The 22424-nt window shown below is 62.1% G+C and carries 10 protein-coding genes; 7 read left to right on the top strand and 3 right to left on the bottom strand.

The genetic code is table 11. The features are described from left to right. Positions 1 to 122 precede the first annotated feature (122 nt). Positions 123 to 13121: a non-ribosomal peptide synthetase gene (locus D8V06_RS27430; protein ID WP_130932190.1), complete on the top strand. Its 12999-nt coding sequence runs from the start codon at positions 123 to 125 to the stop codon at positions 13119 to 13121. Between the two features lie 205 nt (positions 13122 to 13326). Continuing rightward, entirely contained in the window at positions 13327 to 14139 is an 813-nt protein-coding gene (locus D8V06_RS27425; protein WP_130907133.1) for an alpha/beta fold hydrolase, read from the top strand. A 156-nt stretch (positions 14140 to 14295) separates the two neighbouring features. Here D8V06_RS27425 and dsbG read toward each other — a convergent pair whose 3' ends face one another. Genes dsbG through dsbD form a run of 3 tightly spaced genes read right to left on the bottom strand, consistent with a single transcriptional unit; the run spans position 14296 to position 17629 of the window. Continuing rightward, positions 14296 to 15063 (bottom strand): thiol:disulfide interchange protein DsbG, encoded by a 768-nt coding sequence (gene dsbG / locus D8V06_RS27420; protein ID WP_056856341.1) that lies wholly within the window; start codon positions 15061 to 15063, stop codon positions 14296 to 14298. Next, positions 15039 to 15893, bottom strand: a complete 855-nt coding sequence (locus tag D8V06_RS27415) for a TlpA disulfide reductase family protein (protein WP_056856340.1) — start codon at positions 15891 to 15893, stop codon at positions 15039 to 15041. Before D8V06_RS27415 ends, dsbG begins: the two co-directional genes overlap by 25 nt. After that, positions 15893 to 17629: a protein-disulfide reductase DsbD gene (gene dsbD, locus D8V06_RS27410; protein ID WP_130932189.1), complete on the bottom strand. Its 1737-nt coding sequence runs from the start codon at positions 17627 to 17629 to the stop codon at positions 15893 to 15895. Before dsbD ends, D8V06_RS27415 begins: the two co-directional genes overlap by 1 nt. A gap of 152 nt (positions 17630 to 17781) precedes the next feature. On the opposite strand from dsbD, the gene D8V06_RS27405 reads away from it, so the two are divergent. From D8V06_RS27405 to D8V06_RS27385, 5 genes are all read left to right on the top strand, one after another. Continuing rightward, positions 17782 to 18462, top strand: a complete 681-nt coding sequence (locus tag D8V06_RS27405) for a response regulator (protein WP_056856338.1) — start codon at positions 17782 to 17784, stop codon at positions 18460 to 18462. After that, positions 18459 to 19784, top strand: coding sequence for an ATP-binding protein (locus tag D8V06_RS27400; RefSeq protein WP_130932188.1), 1326 nt, complete (start codon positions 18459 to 18461; stop codon positions 19782 to 19784). Before D8V06_RS27405 ends, D8V06_RS27400 begins: the two co-directional genes overlap by 4 nt. 250 nt (positions 19785 to 20034) lie before the next feature. After that, entirely contained in the window at positions 20035 to 20517 is a 483-nt protein-coding gene (locus tag D8V06_RS27395; protein ID WP_130907136.1) for a GNAT family N-acetyltransferase, read from the top strand. Between the two features lie 57 nt (positions 20518 to 20574). Beyond that, positions 20575 to 21981, top strand: a complete 1407-nt coding sequence (locus tag D8V06_RS27390; RefSeq protein ID WP_130932187.1) for an aspartate aminotransferase family protein — start codon at positions 20575 to 20577, stop codon at positions 21979 to 21981. An 81-nt stretch (positions 21982 to 22062) separates the two neighbouring features. Then, complete coding sequence (locus D8V06_RS27385; RefSeq protein ID WP_056856334.1) at positions 22063 to 22287, top strand: MbtH family protein; 225 nt, start codon at positions 22063 to 22065, stop codon at positions 22285 to 22287. Positions 22288 to 22424 lie beyond the last annotated feature (137 nt).

The raw sequence follows: 22424 nt of genomic DNA, 5'->3' as shown, positions 1-22424 counted from the left end.
GCACAACCGTATGCCCAATGCCTTGCGCGGTCGGCAAAGACCGCGCCCTGCGCGCCCTTGAATGGGGCGTGACGACAGAAAAACCGATTCCATTTGCAAGCCGAATTCAGGCAGGAAAGCTCATGACCGACGCGTTCGAACTCCCCAGCACACTGGCCCACGCCCTTCAGCGCCGCGCGGCCCTGACGCCGGACCGTGTGGCCTTGCGTTTTCTCGCCGAAACCCGGGATCAGGCTGTGGTGCTCAGTTATCGCGAGCTGGATCAACGGGCGCGAATCATTGCCGGTGCGTTACAGGCCGAGGCGGATTTTGGCGACCGTGCGGTGTTGCTGTTTCCCAGTGGCCCGGATTACGTCGCGGCGTTTTTCGGTTGCCTGTATGCCGGCGTGATTGCAGTGCCGGCTTATCCGCCAGAGTCTGCCAAGCGTCATCATCAGGAGCGTTTGCTGTCGATCATCAGCGACGCCGAGCCGCGCCTGTTGCTGACCAGCGCCGACCTGCGTGATGCGTTGCTGCAAATCGAAGGCGCGCCGCCGTTGCTGTGTGTCGATACCCTTGACAGCGCCATGGCCGAGCGTTGGCAGGCACCGGGTCTGCAAGACGCTCACATCGCATTCCTGCAATACACCTCTGGCTCCACCGCGCTGCCCAAAGGCGTGCAAGTCAGCCACGGCAATCTGGTGGCCAATGAGTTGCTGATCCGCCACGGTTTCGGGATCGACCTCAACCCCGATGACGTGATCGTCAGCTGGCTGCCGCTGTACCACGACATGGGGCTGATCGGCGGCCTGCTGCAACCGATTTTCAGCGGCGTAGAATGCGTGCTGATGTCGCCGGCGTACTTCCTCGGCCGGCCGCTACGCTGGCTCGAAGCGATCAGTGAATATGGCGGCACCATCAGCGGCGGGCCGGACTTTGCCTATCGCCTGTGCAGCGAGCGAGTCAGTGGTTCGGCGCTGGAGCGCCTCGACCTGAGCCGTTGGCGCGTGGCGTATTCCGGTTCCGAACCGATCCGCCTCGACACTCTGGAGCACTTTGCCGAAAAGTTTGCCGGCTGCGGTTTCACGGCGGGCAACTTCATGGCTTCTTATGGTCTGGCTGAAGCCACGCTGTTCGTCGCCGGTACGCCGCGCGGCCATGGCATCGGCAACCTGCGCGTAGACGATCAGGCCCTGACGCAGAACCGCGCCGAGCCGGGCGAGGGCAGTGCGATCATGAGCTGCGGCATCGCTCAGCCGGATCACGCGGTGTTGATTGTCGATCCAGCGTCGCACACTGAACTGGCCGACAATGCCGTCGGCGAAGTCTGGGCCGCCGGCCCGAGTATCGCCCACGGATACTGGCGCAACCCCGAAGCCTCGGCCAAGACGTTCGTCCAGCACGCCGGTCGTACCTGGCTGCGCACCGGTGACCTGGGTTTCATGCGCGGCGGTGAGTTGTTCATCACCGGCCGCCTGAAAGACATGCTGATCGTGCGCGGTCACAATCTTTATCCGCAGGACATCGAACAGACCGTCGAGCGTGAAGTGGAGGTCGTGCGCAAAGGGCGCGTTGCTGCGTTCGCCGTCAGCGTGGACGGACAGGAAGGCATCGGCATCGCTGCGGAAATCAGCCGCAGCGTGCAAAAAATCCTCCCGCCCGAAGCGCTGATCAAAGCGATTCGCCAGGCTGTTGCCGAGGCCTGTCAGCAAGCACCCAGCGTGGTAGTGCTGCTCAATCCGGGCGCACTGCCCAAGACTTCCAGCGGCAAATTGCAGCGCTCGGCGTGCCGCAATCGCCTGGCGGATGGCAGCCTCGACAGCTATGCCGTGTTCCCGTCAGCCACGACCGAAAGCGCAGGCAATCCCGAATCGGGCTCTGAGCTGCAAAGCCTGATAGGCCGGATCTGGTGCGAACAATTACAGGTCGAGCAAGTGAGCGCCGACGATCACTTCTTCCTGCTCGGTGGCAACTCCATTGCGGCCACTCAGGTGGTGGCGCGTCTGCGCGAGGAACTGGGGCTGGAGTTGAACCTGCGCCAGCTGTTCGAAGCACCGACCCTCGGCGCATTTGCCGCTGCGCTGGCTCGCCAGCAACAGGACGGTGGCCTTGCCCAAAGCACAATCACTGTGCTGTCGCGCCATCAACCGATGCCGCAATCCCTGGCGCAAAACCGTCTGTGGATCACCTGGCAACTCGACACCGTGAGCTGCGCCTACAACATTCCCGGCGCCCTGCGCCTGCGTGGCGAGTTGAATCAAGACGCCTTGTGCGCCAGTTTCCAGCAGTTGATCGAACGCCATGAATCCCTGCGTACACGCTTCTTCGAGCGCGACGGCGTGGCACTGCAACAAGTCGTTGCGGCCGGTGAGTTCAATCTGCAACTGATCGACATCAGCGATCTGCCGCTGGCCGAACGTGAAACCCGTGCGCAGCAAATCCGCGAAGACGAAGCGCGGACTCAGTTCGATCTGGAGAAAGGCCCATTGTTCTGGGTGACGCTGGTGCGCCTTGACGACGAAGATCATCAGCTGTTGCTGACGATGCATCACATCATCGCCGACGGTTGGTCGCTGAACGTGTTGATCGACGAGTTCGCACGGTTGTACCCGGCGGCCTCTCAGGGGCAGCAAGCAACGCTCGCGCCGTTGTCAGCCCAATACGCCGACTTCGGCAACTGGCAGCGGCAATGGCTGGCGCAAGGCGAGGGCGAGCGTCAATTGGCCTACTGGAAAGAGCAGTTGGGCGATGAACATCCTACCCTGAACCTGGCCACCGACCATCCGCGCTCGGCCCAACAACTGCACAGCGCCACCCGCCACACCGTGCGTTTGGACGTCGCCCTGAGCGACGCGATTCGCCAGACCGCGCAGGCCCATGAATCGACCACCTTCATGCTGTTGCTGGCCGCGCTGCAAAGCCTGTTGCATCGCTACAGCGGCCAGCGTGATATCCGCATCGGCGTACCGAACGCCAACCGCCCGCGCCTGGAAACCCAGGGCCTGATCGGTTTCTTCATCAACACCCAGGTACTGCGCGCCGAACTGGATTCACGGATGCCCTTCACTGAACTGCTGGCGCAAACCCGGCACGCGGCAATGGGTGCGCAAGCGCATCAGGACTTGCCGTTCGAACAACTGCTCGAAGCCTTCCCGCAGGCCCGTGAACAAGGCTTGTTCCAGGTCATGTTCAACCACCAGCAGCGCGACCTCAGCGCCTTGAAGCGCCTGCCGGGGTTGCTCGCTGAAGAGTTGCCGTGGCATAGCCGCCAAGCCAAGTTCGATCTGCAATTGCACAGTGAAGAAGATCGTAACGGCCGCTTGAGCCTGTCGTTCGATTACGCCAGCGAGCTGTTCGATGCGACGACCATCGAACGGCTGTCCGAGCATTTCAATCACCTGTTGCGCGCCATTTGTGCACAACCGCAAACCGCCATCGGCGACCTGCAACTGCTGACCGTTACTGAGCACGAGCAGCAGGCCGACTGGTCCGTTGCACCGTGCACGCCCGCCAGCCAATGGCTGCCGGAACTGCTCAACGAACAGGCACGCCAGACGCCGGAACGCACCGCGCTGCTGTGGGAAGGCGGCCAAATGGACTTCGCTGAACTGCACACCCAGGCCAATCGCCTGGCCCATTACCTGCGTGACAAAGGCGTGGGGCCGGATGTCTGCGTGGCCATCGCCTGCGAGCGTTCGCCGCAACTGCTGATCGGCCTGCTGGCGATCATCAAGGCTGGCGGCGCCTATGTGCCGCTGGACCCGGATTACCCCGCCGAACGCCTGGCCTACATGCTCGGCGACAGCGGCGTGCAATTGCTGCTGACGCAGACTCAATTGTTGGAGCACTTGCCGGCGCCTGACGGCGTCAGCGTGATCGCCATGGATGCCCTGCATCTGGAGCGCTGGCCGAGCCACGCGCCGGGTTTGCACCTGCACGGCGACAACCTCGCGTACGTGATTTACACATCCGGCTCCACTGGCCAGCCCAAAGGTGTCGGCAACACCCACGCGGCGCTCGCCGAACGCCTGCAATGGATGCAGAACACCTATCGCCTGAACGACAGCGACGTGCTGATGCAAAAGGCGCCGATCAGTTTCGACGTGTCGGTGTGGGAGTGCTTCTGGCCGCTGATCAGCGGCGCGCGCCTGCTGATAGCCAGCCCTGGCGAACACCGCGACCCGCACCGTATCGCGCAGCTTGTGCAGACGTACGGCGTGACCACGCTGCACTTCGTGCCGCCGCTGCTTTCACTGTTCATCGATGAACCGCTCAGCGCGCAATGTACCTGCCTGCGGCGCGTATTCTCCGGTGGCGAAGCCTTGCCAGCGGAGCTGCGCAACCGCGTGCTGGCGCAACTGCCAGCCGTACAGTTGCACAACCGCTACGGTCCGACCGAAACCGCGATCAACGTCACCCATTGGCAGTGCTCCAGCGCCGATGGCGAACGCTCGCCGATTGGCCGGCCATTGGCCAACGTGATTTGCCGCGTACTCGACAGCGAACTCAACCCTGTTCCGGCCGGCGTGCCGGGTGAGTTGTGCATCAGTGGCATTGGTTTGGCGCGAGGCTATCTGGGCCGTCCTGGCTTGACCGCTGAGCGCTTTGTCGTCGATCCATTGGGCGAGCAGGGCGCCCGTCTGTATCGCACCGGTGATCGTGCACGCTGGACTGGCGACGGCGTGATCGAATACCTCGGTCGCCTCGATCAGCAGCTCAAGTTGCGCGGCTTCCGCGTCGAACCGCAAGAAATCGAAGCGCGACTGCTTGCCCAGGATGGCGTGGCTCAAACTGTCGTGTTGGTGCGCGAAACTTCGGCTGGCGGACAACTGATCGCTTACTACACCACGACGGATCCCACCGAAGCCATCGATGCGCAAACCGCCCGCCTGAAAAATGCCTTGGCGGCTGAGCTGCCCGAATACATGGTTCCAGCGCAACTGATGCGCCTGACTGAAATGCCCCTCGGCCCGAGCGGCAAACTCGACCGACGCGCTCTGCCGGAACCGCAGTGGCAGGTTCGCGAACACGTCGAACCCGTGACTGAACTGGAGCAACAGCTCGCCGGCATCTGGCGCGAAGTGCTGGGTCTGGCGCAAGTCGGCTTGCGCGACGACTTCTTCGCCCTCGGCGGCCACTCGCTGCTGGCCACGCAAATCATTGCCCGCACCCGTCAGGCCTGCGACATCGAGTTGCCGTTGCGTGCGCTGTTCGAGAACAGCGAACTGGGCGCATTTGCCGAGCAGGTGCGCCTGATCCAGGCCAGTGGCAGCACCAACAAACAGCCACCCATCGAGACAGTCGACCGCAGCCAACCGGTGCCGCTGTCCTATTCCCAGCAGCGCATGTGGTTCCTCTGGCAGATGGAGCCGGACAGTCCGGCCTACAACGTCGGCGGCATGGCAAGGCTGCGCGGGGTGCTGGATGTCGGGCGCTTCGAAGCGGCCTTGCACGCGCTGATCCTGCGCCACGAAACCTTGCGCACGACATTTCCGAGCGTCGATGGCGTGCCGCATCAGCAGGTGCATGTCGAGACGGGCGTGCGCGTGGACTGCAAGGATTTCACTGCGCTGGAGGCCGAGGCGCGCGAGTGGCAAGTCCAGCAACTGGCCGATGCGCAAGCGCACACACCGTTCGATCTGGAAAGCGGACCGCTGCTGCGCGCCTGCCTGGTCAAGACTGCCGAGCAGGAGCACTACTTCGTACTGACCTTGCACCACATCGTCACCGAAGGTTGGGCGATGGACATTTTTGCCCGCGAATTGAGCGCGCTTTACGAAGCGTTCGTCGATGACCACGAATCGCCGCTGGCGCCGTTGCCGGTGCAATACCTCGACTACAGCGTGTGGCAGCGGCAGTGGCTGGAGTCCGGTGAACGTCAGCGCCAGCTCGATTACTGGACCGCGCAACTGGGTCGTGAACATCCGCTGCTGGAATTGCCCGCCGACCGTCCGCGTCCACCGGTGCAAAGCCATCAAGGTGAGTTGTACCGTTTCGACCTGAGCGACGACCTCGCGGCCCGGGTCCGCGCCTTCAATGCGCAAAACGGTCTGACCCTGTTCATGACCATGACTGCCGCCCTGGCCACGCTGTTGTACCGCTACAGCGGCCAGACCGATTTGCGCATCGGCGCGCCGGTGGCCAACCGGATTCGTCCGGAAAGCGAAGGGCTGATTGGCGCGTTCCTCAACACCCAGGTACTGCGTTGCCAGCTCGACGGGCAGATGTCCGTGGGCGAGTTGTTCGAGCAGGTTCGCCACACGGTCATCGAAGGCCAGTCCCATCAGGACTTGCCGTTCGATCATCTGGTGGAAGCCTTGCAACCGCCGCGAAGCGCCGCCTATAACCCCCTGTTCCAAGTGATGTGCAACGTGCAGCGCTGGGAATTCCAGCAGAGTCGTCGCCTGGCCGGCATGACCGTCGAGTACCTGGCCAACGACGCCCGGGCGACCAAGTTCGACCTCAACCTGGAAGTCACTGACCTCGACCATCGCCTGGGTTGCTGCCTGACCTACAGCACTGATTTGTTCGACGAACCGCGGATTGCGCGCATGGCCGGGCATTGGCGCAACCTGCTCGAAGCGTTGATTGCCGATCCGCAACAGCGCCTCAGTGAACTGCCGCTGCTGGAGGCGGCGGAACAAACCAGGCTGCTCGATAGCCTTGGCGTCGAACCGGGCGAACATCGTCTGGACCAGTGCATCCATCAGCTGTTCAGCGCGCAGGCGTGTGCCCGCCCCAATGCCCCGGCACTGACGTTCGCCGGGCAAACCTTGAGCTATGCCGAACTCGACAGCCGATCCAATCGCCTGGCGTGGATGCTGCGCGAGCGCGGCGTCGGGCCGCAGGTGCGCGTGGGCCTGGCATTGGCGCGTTCGCTGGAGATGGTCGTCGGCCTGCTGGCGATCCTCAAGGCCGGTGGCGCCTATGTGCCGCTGGACCCGGAATACCCGCTCGATCGATTGCATTACATGATCGAAGACAGCGGCGTCGGCCTGCTCTTGAGCGATGCGGCAATGTTCAAAGCCTTGGGCGAATTGCCGTCGACGGTCGGCCGCTGGTGCGTGGAAGAAGATGCGGCAAGCCTGGCTGATTATCCCGTTACCGAGTTGCCGTTTATCAGCCTGGCGCAACATCAGGCGTACCTGATCTACACCTCGGGCTCCACCGGCAAACCGAAAGGCGTGGTGGTGTCCCACGGTGAAATCGCCATGCACTGTCGTGCAGTGATCGAGCGCTTTGCCATGCGCCCCGACGATTGTGAACTGCATTTCTATTCGATCAACTTCGACGCTGCGACCGAGCGTTTGCTGGTGCCGTTGTTGAGTGGCGCGCAAGTGGTTCTGCGGGCGCAGGGCCAATGGGATGCCGAAGAAATCTGCGCGTTGATCCGCACCCATCGCATCAATGTCCTCGGTTTCACCCCGAGCTACGGCAGCCAGTTGGCGCAGTGGCTGGCGACCCGCAACGAGACGCTGCCGGTGCGCATGATCATCACTGGCGGTGAAGCCCTGACCGGTGAGCACCTGGCGCGCATTCGCGCAGCGTTCAAACCGAGCGCGTTCTTCAATGCCTACGGCCCGACGGAAACCGTGGTCATGCCGCTGGCCAGTCTGGCCCCGCAGGTGTTGGAAGAAGGTCTGGGCAGCGTGCCGATCGGCAGCGTCATCGGTGATCGCGTGGCGTACATCCTCGACGCCGATCTGGCATTGGTGCCGCAAGGCGCGACTGGTGAGTTGTACGTTGGTGGCGCGGGCCTGGCCCAGGGTTATCACCAGCGCCCGGGCATGACCGCTGAACGCTTTGTGGCTGACCCGTTCGCCGACAACGGCGGGCGCATTTATCGCACCGGCGATCTGGTGCGCCAGCGCGCGGATGGTTTGGTGGAGTACCTGGGACGGATTGACCATCAGGTAAAAATTCGTGGTTTCCGCATCGAACTGGGTGAAATCGAAACCCGCCTGCTGGAACATCCGTCGGTCCGTGAAGCCGTGGTGTTGGCGCTGGATGCACCGAGTGGCAAGCAACTGGTCGGCTATCTGGTGAGCGAAGTCGCAGAGCTTGGCGAAGCGCAACAGGCCGAACTGCGCGAAGCGCTCAAGGCGCATCTCAAGTCGCAACTGCCGGATTACATGGTGCCCACGCACCTGATTCTGCTGGCCAGCATGCCGCTGACCGCCAACGGCAAACTTGACCGCCGTGCGCTGCCGGCGCCGGACCCGGAGCTGAACCGTCAGCAGTACGTGGCGCCGGGCAACGAACTGGAAGTCACGCTGGCGCAGATCTGGTGTGAAGTGCTGAACGTCGAACAGGTCGGCCTCAACGACAACTTCTTCGAACTGGGCGGCGACTCGATCCTGTCGATTCAGGTGGTCAGCCGCGCGCGGCAGCAGGGCATTCATTTCAGCCCGCGTGATCTGTTCCAGCATCAGACTGTGCAGACCCTCGCCGCCGTGGCGACCCGCACCGAGCAGGTCACCGCCGAACAAGGCTTGCTCAGCGGCGAGTCGCGCCTGACGCCGATCCAGCACTGGTTCTTCGACACCGATATTCCACAGCGCCAACACTGGAACCAGGCGTTGCTGCTGCAACCGACCGCACCGCTGGAACCCCATCGCCTGGAGCAGGCGTTGCTGGCAGTGATCGAGCAACACGATGCCCTGCGCCTGCGCTTCAGCAAGGTGGCTGGCCAGTGGCATGCTGAACATCAGGCGATGGCCGATACGCCGGTGCTGTGGCAGGTGCGCGTTGCCTCCATGGACAAATGCGCCGCGCTGTTCGCCGACGCCCAGCGCAGCCTCGACCTCGAAGAAGGACCGCTGATGCGCGTGCTGCTGGTCGATGGTCCCGAGGGCCAGCAACGGCTGTTCATCGCGATTCACCACTTGGTGGTCGATGGTGTTTCCTGGCGTGTGCTGCTCGACGATCTGCAAACCGTTTACCGCCAACTCGACGCGCAGCAGTCGCTGAAACTGCCGGCCAAAACTAGTGCGTTCAAGGACTGGGCCGCACGCTTGCAGGCCTATGCCGGCAGCGAATCCCTGCGCGAAGAGCTGGGCTGGTGGCAGGCGCAACTGGCGGGGCCGAGCGCCGATTTGCCGTGTGATCGTCCCGAGGGTGGTCGGCAAAATCGTCACGCGCAAACCGTCAGCGTGCGCCTCGACAGCGAACGCACCCGGCAACTGCTGCAACAGGCGCCGAGCGCTTATCGCACCCAGGTCAACGACCTGCTGCTGACCGCATTGGCCCGTGTGCTGTGCAGTTGGAGCGGTCACGCCTCGGCGTTGATTCAACTGGAAGGCCATGGCCGCGAAACGCTGTTCGACGAGATTGACCTGACTCGCACTGTCGGCTGGTTCACCAGTGCTTATCCGCTGCGCCTGACCCCGTCGAACATTGAAGAGGCTGCAGGACAGGGCGCTTCGATCAAGGCGATCAAGGAGCAACTGCGCGCCGTGCCGCACAAAGGCCTGGGTTATGGCGTGCTGCGATATCTCGCCGACGACCAGAGTCGCCGCAGCATGGCCGCGTTGCCAGTGGCGCCGGTCACCTTCAACTACCTGGGGCAGTTCGACCAGAGCTTTGGTGTCGATGCGCTGTTCCATCCACTGGATGAAACCATCGGCGCGGCCCACGATGCCAATGCACCGTTGCCAAACGAGTTGAGCGTCGACGGTCAGGTCTACGGTGGGGAACTGGTATTGCGCTGGACCTTCAGCGCCGATCGCCACGATCCACAGACCATCGGCGATCTGGCGGACGCCTACCTTGGCGAATTGCGAAGCCTGATCGAGCATTGCCTGCGTGATGACGTCGGCGGCCTGACGCCGTCGGACTTCCCGCTGGCCCGGCTCAACCAGACGCAACTGGATGCGCTACCGGTTCCGGCGGCGGTGATCGAGGATGTCTACCCACTGACCCCGATGCAGGAAGGCATGCTGCTGCACACCTTGCTGGAACCGGGTACCGGCCTGTACTACATGCAGGATCGCTATCGCATCAACAGCGAACTTGATCCGCAGCGTTTCACCCAGGCCTGGCAAGCGGTCATCGCTCGTCACGAAGCCTTGCGCGCGTCGTTCTGCTGGAACGTCGGCGAAGACATGTTGCAGGTTATCCACAAACCGGGCACTACGCCGATCGAATACCTCGACTGGAGCGCTATCTCTGAGGCCGAGCAGGAACCGAAGCTGCAGACATTGCTCAAGACCGAGCGTGAGGCCGGCTTCGATCTGCTCAACCAGGCACCGTTCCACTTGCGCCTGATTCGTGTAGGGGCGGCGCGCTACTGGTTCATGATGAGCAACCATCACATCCTCATCGATGCCTGGTGCCGCTCGCTGTTGATGAACGATTTCTTCGAAATCTACAGTGCCTTCGGCGAGGGCCGGGATGCGCAACTGGCGGTGCCGCCGCGTTACCGCGATTACATCGGCTGGCTGCAACGCCAGAGCCTGGCCGAAGCGCGGCAGTGGTGGAAAACCAACCTGCAAGGCTTTGAACGCACGACGCCGATCCCGAGCGACCGGCCGTTTTTGCGCGAGCATGCCGGCGACAGCGGCGGCATGCTCGTCGGCGACCGCTACACAAAACTCGACGCCCGTGACGGTGCACGATTGCGTGAACTGGCGCAGGCCCATCAACTGACCATCAACACGTTTGCCCAGGCAGCGTGGGCTTTGGTGCTGCGGCGCTTGAGCGGTGATCGTGACGTGTTGTTCGGTGTCACGGTGGCCGGGCGACCGGTGCAGATGCCAGAGATGCAACGCACTGTCGGCCTGTTCATCAACAGCATCGCGCTGCGGGTAAAAATGCCTCAGGACGATCGGCGTTGCAGCGTGCGCCAATGGCTCAGCGACTTGCTCGACAGCAACATGCAACTGCGCGAGTACGAATACCTGCCGTTGGTGAATATCCAGGAACAAAGCGAATTGCCCAAGGGCCAGCCGCTGTTCGACAGCCTGTTCGTGTTCGAAAACGCTCCGGTGGAAACCTCGGTGCTGGACCGTGCGCAGAGCCTCAACGCCACTTCCGATTCGGGTCGCACCCACACCAACTTCCCGCTCACGGCGGTGTGCTATCCGGGTGACGACCTGGGCTTGCACCTGTCCTATGACCAGCGCTACTTCGATGAAAACACCGTCGAGCGCATGCTCGGTGAGTTCAAGCGATTGTTGCTGGCGTTGGTCGAAGGCTTCCACGGTGACATGGCCGATCTGCCGTTGCTGGGAGCCGAGGAGCAGGCGTTTCTGATCCACGCCTGCAACCAGAGCGAGCACCATTACCCGCTGGAGCAAAGCTATGTCGCTTTGTTCGAAGCGCAAGTGGCCGCGCATCCGCAGCGGATCGCCGCCAGTTGCCTGAATGAGCAGCACAGTTACGCCGAGTTGAATCAGCGCGCCAACCGGCTCGGTCATGCGCTGATAGCGTCCGGTGTCGGGCTGGATCAACCGGTGGCCTTGCTGGCCGAGCGCAACCTCGATCTGCTGGGCATGATCATCGGTAGCTTCAAGGCCGGGGCGGGTTATCTGCCGCTGGACCCGGGGCTGCCGAGCCAGCGCCTGAGCCGCATCATCGATCTGAGCCGTACGCCATTGCTGGTGTGCACGCAGGCCTGTCGCGAGCAAGCGCTTGGGCTGCTGGAAGAATTCAGCTGTGCCAATCGGCCTCGATTGCTGGTCTGGGAACAGGTGCAGGCGAGCGATGTTGCGTTGGGCAATCCGGGTATCTACAGCGCCCCGGACAACCTGGCCTACGTGATCTACACCTCCGGTTCCACCGGTTTGCCCAAGGGGGTGATGGTCGAACAGCGCGGCATGCTCAACAACCAGTTGAGCAAGGTGCCGTATCTGGACCTGAGCGAGTCCGACGTGATCGCGCAGACGGCTTCGCAAAGCTTCGACATTTCAGTCTGGCAGTTTCTCGCTGCGCCGTTGTTCGGTGCTCGGGTGGACATCGTGCCGAACAGCATCGCCCACGATCCGCAAGGCTTGCTGGCCCACGTGCAGGCCCAGGGCATCACTGTTCTGGAAAGCGTGCCATCGCTGATCCAGGGCATGCTCGCCCAGGAGCGGATGAGCCTCGATGGCTTGCGCTGGATGCTGCCGACCGGTGAGGCGATGCCGCCTGAACTGGCGCATCAATGGTTGCAGCGTTACCCGGCCATCGGCCTGGTGAATGCCTACGGCCCGGCGGAGTGCTCGGATGACGTGGCGTTTTTCCGCGTCGACACGGCCTCCACCCGCGGCAGCTATTTGCCGATCGGTACGCCGACCGACAACAACCGCTTGTACCTGCTCGACGGCGCACTGGAACTGGTACCGCTGGGCGCGGTGGGCGAGTTGTGCGTCGCTGGCACCGGCGTCGGACGCGGTTACGTCAGCGATCCGCTGCGCACCGCGCAGGTGTTCGTGCCCAACCCGTTTGGCGCACCGGGCGAGCGTTTGTATCGCACCGGCGACCTGGCTCGGCGTCGCAACGACGGCGTGCTGGAGTACGTCGGGCGCATCGATCACCAGGTGAAAATTCGCGGTTACCGCATCGAGTTGGGTGAAATCGAAGCGCGCCTGCATGAACAGCCGCAAGTACGCGACGCGGCGGTCGGTGTGCAGGAAGGTGCGAATGGCAAGCATCTGGTCGGCTATCTGGTGCCTGCCGATTCAACGCTCAATCCAGCCGAATGCCTGGAACGCATCAAGCAGCGCCTGCGCGCCGAACTGCCGGAATACATGGTGCCGCTGCACTGGCTGTGGCTGGACAAAATGCCGCTCAACGCCAACGGCAAACTGGACCGCAAGGCGCTGCCGGTGCTGGAAATCGGTCAGTTGCAAAGCCAGGATTACCAGGCGCCGCGCAATGAGCTTGAGCAGACCCTGGCCGCTATCTGGGCCGAGGTATTGAAGGTGGAGAAGGTCGGTGTTCGCGACAATTTCTTCGAGTTGGGCGGGCATTCGCTGCTGGCCACCCAGATCGCCTCGCGGGTGCAGAAAACCCTGCAAAGGGATGTACCGTTGCGGGCGATGTTCGAATGCAGCACGGTGGAAGAACTGGCCGGTTACATCGACGGGCTGGCGGCCAGTGAGATCACCGAGGACAAGGTGGATCGGCTGAATGATCTGATGGCGCAGCTGGAGGGGCTTTGATTCTTTAGTGCCTGGGCTGACGCCATCGCTGGCAAGCCAGCTCCCACAGTGATTGATGTCGTGCACAAAATCCATGTTCGACTCAGAACCCTGTGGGAGCTGGCTTGCCAGCGATGGCGTCAGCAGGAATACATACATTGGTGCGATTGACTGCAACCTGCCAGCCGCGCAGTCTTGCTGTTCCATTTTTACTGGCGCAGACACGATGCCTTTCGTAACCCTAGACGGCCAACCCCTCCATTACATTGATCAAGGCTCTGGTCCGGCAGTCCTGCTGGCCGGCAGTTATCTGTGGGACCAGACCATGTGGGCGCCGCAGATCGCGGCGCTATCACAACAGTATCGAGTCATCGCGCTGGACCTGTGGGGCCACGGTGAATCGGGGGCGTTGCCTGCTGGCACGGCATCGCTGGACGATGTGGCGCGCCAGGCCTTGGCATTGCTCGATCATTTGAATATCGCGCGTGTGACCCTGATCGGCCTGTCGGTCGGCGGCATGTGGGGCGTACGCCTGGCGTTGTCGGCACCGCAGCGGCTCAATGGCCTGGTGTTGATGGACACCTATGTCGGTGTCGAGCCGGAACCGACCCGCCAGTACTATTTTTCGTTGTTCGACATGATCGAACAAAGCGGCGTGATTGCACCGCAGTTGCTGGACATCGTGGTACCGATTTTCTTCCGTCCGGGCATCGATCCGCAGTCGGCGTTGTATCAGGCGTTCCGCGCCAAACTCGCCGCATTGCCAGCGCAACGTCTGCGTGAAAGCATCGTACCGATGGGCCGGATTACGTTCGCGCGTGATGATCTGTTGCCGCGTCTGGGCGAACTGGACGCGGCGAGTACGCTTGTATTGTGTGGCGATCAGGACAAGCCGCGTCCACCAAGCGAAGCGCAGGAAATGGCCGAGCTGATCGGTTGTCCCTGTGTGCTGGTGCCGGAGGCGGGGCATATTTCCAATCTGGAGAATCCGCAGTTTGTCACTGAGGCGTTGCTCGAGTTTTTGGCTCAAAGAAATTAGTTGGTTTGAGATCGTTCCCACGCTCTGCGTTTGAGATCGTTCCCACGCTCTGCGTGGGAATGCCTCTTCGGACGCTCTGCGTCCGGCTCTGGAAGGGCGCGAAGCGTCCCGAGCTGCATTCCCGCGCGGAGCGTGGGAACGATCAAAATCAGAACACTATTTAGGCCCGAGAATCTTCGCCAGTTTGTCCGGCGACGGCGCACCTTGCTGCTGTTGCAGTTCACCCTTGCTGTCCATGTAGAAAATGGCCGGAGTGGCTTGCAGCTCCAGGTCTTCCATCAACTGCATGTTGGCCGCCAGTTTCGCCGCAATTGCCGGTGGCACTTCCTTCAGGGCTTTAAGCGTACTGGCCTTGCCGGCGGATTCGTGGTCTTGCAACGCTTTTTGCGGGTCCTTGGCGGCGAGCAGGGCGGCGGATTTACCGGGGCTGTCTTCGCGGATGATGCCGACCATGATGTGACGCAGCTGCACTTTGCCGGCCTTGACCCATGGCCGCGCCTGTTCCCAGAACATGCTGCAGTAAGGGCAGTTCGGGTCACTGAACATGTAGACGATACGCGGCGCATCCTTGCTGCCATCGGCAATCCAGTTGCTCGCTTCCATCTTGCCCCAGACTTCCTTGGCCATTGGCGCGTACACCAGTTTCTGCAACGGTGCGCTGCTCAGGTCATTGCCTTGGGCGTCATACAGATTGCCCAGCAGCACGTGTTTGCCGTCCGGCGTCAGGTACAGCGCCATGCCTCGGTTCTGGTATTGCGCGGCGTACCCGCGCAAGCCATCAGGGGCATCGAACTGGCCGACGATCTTCGCGCCTTTGGCTTCGATCTTTTTGATCGCCTCGGGCAACTCTTCGGCCTGCACCCATGGCAAGTGCAGCAGGACGGCACCGAGGCTCAGGGTCAGCAGATGGCGGAGGCGGGGCATGGCAGTTTCCTTGAAGAGGTGGCAGGTACGGAATCGAAGTTTTCCAGGGCGCGGGCCAGGCTGGCCTGCGACAGTTCACCCAGATGGCTGCCCAGCAAGCGACCGTCGGGGCTGTAGAACAGCGTAGTTGGCAATGCCATTGAGCCGACGGCCTGACCCAGGCGACCACTGCCGTCGAACAATACATTGGACAGACTGAGGCCTTGGGTTTCCAGGAACGTTGCGACGCTTTGCATGCTTTCGGCCTGATTGACGAACAGGAACGTCAGGTCCGGGCGTTGCTGTTGAGCGTTCTCCAGCACCGGCATTTCCCGGCGGCATGGCGGACACCAGGTGGCCCACAGATTGATCACCAGCGGGCCGCCCTTGTAGTCGGCCAGTTGCACCGTTTCACCGGCGGCATTACGCAAGGCGATTTCCGGCAAGCGCGTGCCTTGCTCGTAGATCGCCAGGGAGAAGGTCGCCAATAGCCAGAACGCCAGGCCGCTGGCGACACCAAAGCCCAAAGGGCGGCGCAAACCCGGTCGACGCCAGCCTCGGTACAGGGTGGCAAGCACCAGCGCGATCACCCCCGGCCAAGCGAGGAAACCGCCGTCGCGCAGGTCGATGATCTGCCAGGGATCACTGCGATAGTGGTTCCAGTAAACGGCGACGAAACCGACCCGCGCCGCGAGCATGCCGATCAGGAACAGACTGAACAGCGCCGACTCTGGGTTCTCGCCCCCACGTTTGGCCACTCGCCAACCGACAAAGGTCGCCAGTGCCAAGGCACTGATCAGCAGCAGGTGGTTCAGCGCGATTGCAAAGGTGCCGAGGGTGAAGGTCAGCATTAGCGGGCGTCTCGGGTGGTGGTCCAGCGTTTCAGGAACGTGTCGGCATCGACCTCGCCGGTGATGCGTTGGCTGCGACGCTCAACGCCGTCGGCACCGATCCACAACAGGCTCGGCGGCCCCGGTACTTTGTAGCGACCGAGCAGTTCACGGCTGGCGGCATTGTCGGCGGTGACGTCCAGCCGGAGCAAGCGCACATCGCTCAAGGCTTCGAGCACGCTGGTTTTACCGAACACTTGTTTTTCCATGACCTTGCACGCCACGCACCAGTCGGCGTAGTAATCGAGCAGTACCCATTGGCCCTGCGCTTGCGCCGCGTCGAGTTCCCGTTGCAGGGCTTGCGGGTCCTTGACGGTAGTGAAGGCGTCGTGACCGACCGGGACAGCCGCAACGGCCGAGTTCGAAGCGCGGAAAACCTGCAATGGCTTGAACAAATCATCGCTGCCGCCCGCTGCGCCGATCATCAACAAGCCTCCCCACATGCCCAGCAACAACGAAGTAGCACCGAACAGATGCGCCACGCGACCGAAGCCGTCCGATTGCTTCCAGGCGCTGTAGGCCGCAATCACCAGCAACGCGCCACACAAACCGACCCACAGGGACTCATCCAGCACCGGACGCAGCATCAGCAGCGCAGTGGCGAGGAACAGGAAACCGAAAATGCCTTTGACCAGGTTCATCCAGGCGCCAGGCTTGGGCATGAAGCGATTGCCGACCGTCACCAGCAACAGCAGCGGCATGCCAATGCCAATGCCCAGGGCAAACAGGATCAGCCCGCCGTGCAACGCGTTGCCACTTTGCGCGATGTAGAGCAGGGCGCCGGCCAGCGGCGCGGTCATGCACGGCCCCACCAACAGGCCAGACAAAGCTCCCAGCACACCGGCGCCGACCAGGCTGCCGCCGCGCTGATTGCGCGAGACATTTTCCAGCCGATCACGAACCGCCACCGGCAATTGCAGTTCGAAGAAGCCGAACATCGGTAACGCCAACAGTACGAAAATCGCCGCGAAGCTGCCCAGTAGCCAAGGATTTTGCAACAGTGCCTGCAGATTCGCCCCCAACAGCGCCGCCAGCACGCCCATCGCTGCGTAGACCAATGCCATGCTCACCACATAACTGCCTGCGAGGGCAAAACCGCGCTTGGTCGAGGCGCCGCTGCCGACGATCAAACCCGCCAGAATCGGCAACATCGGCAGCGAGCAGGGGGTAAACGCCAGCAACAGTCCGAGGCCGAAAAACACCAGCAAGCTCCAACCCAATGCCTGCTTTTGCAGGCCGCTGGCCAATGCCTGGTCCGGCGCTTCGTCAGTTGCAACGGCGGCGTCGCTGTTACCCAGGTCCACGACCTGGGTTTGTGGCGGATAACACAAACCTGCGTCGGCACAGCCCTGGAACCCGACCTTGACCTGGCCGGTGGCACCGGCAGGAATCTTCAACTCCAGACCCTGGCGATAGACTTGCTGTTCACCGAAAAACTCGTCGCTGTGCGCTTCGCCCTGCGGTAATGCAGGTTGCTGCCCGATCGGTAAACCGTCGAACTTCAGCCGCTTCTGATACAGGTAATAGCCGTCGGCGATCTGCCAGAACAATTGGGTTTCGCCGGACTCAAGGCGCTGCGAGGTAAAGACAAACGCTTTGTCGACCGGCAGAAACTCTGGCTTGGTTGCAAACGGATCAGTGCCGGCCTGGGTCAGGCTGGAGAACAACAGGGCGACGAGTAGGAACAGATGGCGCATGGAAAAGCCTTATCTTTTGCACGTGAGCAGCACAATGGGTGGCGACGATTAACCGATGATTAACCTTGGCAGCCTTGTGGCAATGGCACTTGCGGCATAATGTCCGCTTAATCGGTCGCCGGCCTAATCTGCTTTATTTACACGAGGCTCTTATGCACGTACTGGTTTGCGAAGACGATGAGTTGATCGCCAGCGGCATCGTCGCCGGCCTGACCGCCCAGGGCCTGACCGTTGAGCACGTGGCCACCGCGTCTGCAGCCCGGGCGATGCTCAAGGTGGCGGAGTTCGACGTGATGGTGCTCGATCTCGGTTTGCCCGATGAAGACGGCCTGAAGTTACTTCAGCAATTGCGCCACAACGGTCTGGAGTTACCGGTGCTGATCCTCACGGCCAGGGACTCGGTCATTGACCGCGTCGACGGTCTGCAGGCCGGCGCCGACGACTATTTGCTCAAGCCTTTCGACCTGCGCGAACTGGCCGCGCGCCTGCATACGCTGTTGCGGCGGGTGGCAGGGCGTAGTGTCAATCTGATCGAACATGGCGCCCTGACCTACGACCCGAGCAGCCGCGAAACCACGCTCGCCGGTCGTCCAGTGGACCTCTCGCGTCGCGAACAGTCGCTGTTGCAGGCCCTGCTGCATAACCGTGGCCGGGTGTTGTCCACCGAGCAACTCAAGGACAGCGTCTACGGCTTCAACGACGAACTGGAAAGCAACGCCCTCAACGTGCATATCCATCACCTGCGCAGCAAACTGGGTAAAGGCATCGTTGAAACAGTGCGCGGTCTGGGCTATCGCCTGGGGCCGGCCGACGGCGGAGATCAATCGAAGTGATGAGTTTGCGTTTGCGCCTGAGCCTGACGCTCGGCGCCGCGTTTGCGCTGATCTGGGCGCTGGCCGCGGCCTGGATGCTCAGCGACTTGCGCAACCAGATGATGTTCTCCCTCGACCAGCGCCTGGTGGCTTCGGCGCGGATGGTCGCCGGGCTGATGGAGCAATTGCCGCCATTGCCGAGCAAGGGCGAGGGCACGCATTTCAGTGCCGAACAGCTGAGCATTCCCGGTGGCATGGCGTGCCAGGTCAGCTCGCTGCGGGGGGAAATCCTCGCCCGCAGTCACACGGACCCTGGCCAGACCCTGGAAGCCGAGAAAATGGGCTTCCACGATCAGATGATCGACGGCGCGCCGTGGCGCAGTTTTACCCTCGCGCGAGGCGATCTGCGGATCACCACCGCCGATCGGCAAATCGAACGGGAAGCGTTGAACATGTCGATCCTGCTGGCCGCTTCGGTGCCGGTGGGTGTGGCGCTGCTGGGTTGCCTGTGCCTGTTGTGGCTGGGGATCGGCCAGGGACTGGCGCCGCTCAATCGCATGCGCGATGCCTTGATGCGTCGCAGCGCCGATTCCCTGGAGCCTTTGCAGGTCCAGCCACTGCCCAGCGAACTGCAACCGCTGCTGGACACGCAGAACCAGCTGTTCCAGCGCATCGGCAAGACCATCGAGCGCGAGCGCCGGCTGACCGGTGACGCGGCCCATGAATTGCGCAGCCCGCTGACCGCGATCAAGACCCATCTGCAGGTGGCGCGCATGACCGATGGCGCGGCTCGGGATCAATCCCTGGCCCGGGCCGAGGAGGGCGCCGACCGTCTGCACCGCACGCTTGAACAGTTGTTGTTGCTGGCCCGGGTCGAGGGCAGTTTGTCGTTTGACGACGGTGTGCAATGCAGCGCCGAGCAGGTGGCAAAACTGGCGATTCAGGACGCCGCCGGTGGTGATCGCCAGCGCATTAAATTGCAATTGCCCGCCAGGGTCTCCCAGGCGCCGGTAGAAATGCCTGCGGTGCTGTCGATTGCTGCGCTGCGCAACTTGCTGGACAACGCCTTGCGCCATACGCCCGGCGAAGGTGAGGTTGAGCTCAGCCTGCAAACCAGCGGCAACCGTGTGCAGTTCGTGGTCCGCGATCATGGGCCGGGCATTGCCGAGGATGACGTGCAACACCTGACCCAGCGATTCTGGCGCAACGGTCAAAGCACCGGTTGCGGTCTCGGCCTGGCAATTGTCCAGGCCATCGTCCAGCGCTGTGGTTGTACGTTGCATTTCGACAGCCGCCCGGATGGATTGCGGGTTGAATTGAGCATGCCGTTGCAACCGGTCTGACAAACACCACAGGTCTTGTGTTGGCCGCATCAACCTGGCACGACACAGTACCTGTGGGAGCTGGCTTGCCAGCGATGAGGTCGGCAGATTCAGCATCAATATCGCCTGCCAGGACGCCATCGCGGGCAAGTCGAATCGTCGCACCGCCGCTCCCGCGGGCGCTACATCAAATGTAACTTCTCTGCATTGGTCGTCCGGCTCTCGTACAACTATCGTTCCCTGACACTCAATGGATTGAGGTAACGGCGCCATGGACGAACCCATACATACCTGCAAGGCGACTCCGGCCGACGCCGGTATCATCAGCCGCATCATCGAGCGCTCCATTCGGGTCGGTTGCGCCCTCGACCATCGTAATCAGCCGCAAGTCGTTGCGACCTGGACGCAAAATCAAACCCACGAAAACATCCTGCTTTGGCTCTCGGATCAACACCTGTACCTCAACCTCGCCCTGCTGCACGACAAACCGGTGGGGGTGGCGATGGCGTCGAATCAGGGGCAGGTTGCGTTCTGCTATGTGATGCCGGAGTGGTTTCGTCGCGGGGTCGGCCAAGCGTTGGTGCGCGATCTTGAGGGCTGGCTGATCAATCAGGGGCTGCGCCAGTCGCGACTGAACAGCACGCGAACCGGCGAAGCCTTTTATCGGCGCCTGGGCTACCAGCCGCAGGCCGAACCCCTGACAGTGGCGGGTCTCCCCGTCATCCCTATGCACAAAGCCTTGTCGAAGGTCTAAATCCTTGAGCCCCTGATGCGTTTCCACAACAGGAAAACCTTATTGAGGGGTCGAGAGATGTCAGTCGCTACCAGTCTTATCGAAGATCAGCCGGCCCGGGTCGCCCCGACCGAGTCGCTTTATCAGTTCGCCGAATCGCCGTTACTGGCCCGTCAGAGCCAACAGGAATCCAACGCCCGCAGCTACCCGCGACGCATTCCACTGGCCCTCAAGCGCGCCAAGGGCATTCATGTCGAAGACGTCGAAGGTCGCACGTTCATCGACTGCCTGGCGGGCGCCGGTACCCTTGCGTTGGGGCATAACCATCCGGTGGTGATCGAAGCCATCCAGCAAGTGCTGACTGACGAGTTGCCTCTGCATACGCTTGACCTGACGACGCCGGTCAAGGACCGGTTCGTACAGGACCTGTTCGGCTTGTTGCCGCCAGCACTGGCCGCGCATGCGAAAATCCAGTTCTGCGGTCCCACCGGCACCGATGCCGTAGAAGCGGCGCTGAAACTGGTGCGCACCGCTACCGGTCGCAGCACCGTTTTGTCGTTCCAGGGCGGTTACCACGGCATGAGCCAGGGCGCGTTGAGCCTGATGGGCAGTCTGGGGCCGAAAAAGCCGCTGGGCGCTTTGCTCGGCAATGGCGTGCAGTTCATTCCGTACCCTTACGATTACCGTTGCCCCTTTGGTTTGGGCGGCGCACAAGGGGTCAAGGCCAACTTGAGTTATCTGGAAAACCTGTTGAACGACCCGGAAGCCGGCGTGCTATTGCCGGCGGCGGTGATCGTTGAAGTTGTGCAGGGCGAGGGCGGGGTGATCCCGGCCGATCTGGACTGGTTGCGTGGGTTGCGCCGGATTACCGAAAAGGCTGGCGTCGCGTTGATCGTCGACGAGATTCAGAGCGGTTTCGCCCGCACGGGCAAGATGTTCGCCTTCGAGCATGCGGGGATCATTCCGGACGTGGTGGTGATGTCCAAGGCCATCGGCGGCAGTCTGCCGTTGGCGGTGGTGGTGTATCGAGACTGGCTCGACACCTGGTTGCCGGGCGCCCATGCCGGGACGTTCCGTGGCAATCAGATGGCCATGGCTGCCGGTTCTGCGGTGATGCGTTACCTGGTTGAACACAAAGTGTGCGAACACGCCACCGCCATGGGCGAGCGCTTGAGCGAACACTTGCGCATCCTGCAGCGCGACTTCCCGCAACTGGGTGACATTCGCGGTCGTGGCTTGATGCTTGGCGTCGAACTGGTCGACCCGACGGGGGCGCTGGACGCGTTGGGGCATCCGCCTGCCTTTGCGCGTTTGGCGCCGCTGGTGCAGCGCGAATGCCTCAAGCGTGGCTTGATCCTGGAACTGGGTGGCCGGCATGGCGCGGTGGTGCGTTTCCTGCCGCCGCTGGTGATTACTGCCGCGGAAATCGACCATGTCGCCGAGATTTTCGGCCGGGCATTGGCCGCCGCAACCACCGGGCTTTAAATTTTCCGGGGGCCGGAACGTTCCTTCTACATCGCGGCTGCACGCAGCGTGCGGCCCACCCTACACTGACGGAGAAACAGCATGACTTCAGTATTCGACCGCGAGGACATCCTCTTTCAGGTCGTGGTCAACCACGAAGAGCAATACTCGATCTGGCCCGACTATAAAGCTGTGCCGCAAGGCTGGCGTACCGTGGGCAAGAGCGGGTTGAAAAAGGAGTGCCTGGCTTACATCGAGGAGACCTGGACTGACATGCGTCCGTTGAGCTTGCGGCGCAAGATGGATGAGCAGGGTGTGGCTCTCTGAGTGTTTTGCAAAAAAAGGAGCTCGCTGGACTGGTGACGGTTAGCGGGTTTTTTTGTTTTGGTGGTGTACACATCCGTTGCTGTGGTAACGGCGGCTTTTATGTTGTGAGGTGTACATATCCGTTGCTGTGGTAGCGG

Origin of the sequence: Pseudomonas sp. Sample_24 (assembly GCF_004307605.1) — a bacterium.
GTDB lineage: Bacteria > Pseudomonadota > Gammaproteobacteria > Pseudomonadales > Pseudomonadaceae > Aquipseudomonas.
Note: the sequence above shows the minus strand (reverse complement) of the source record. Positions and strands in the feature narration are given on the sequence as shown.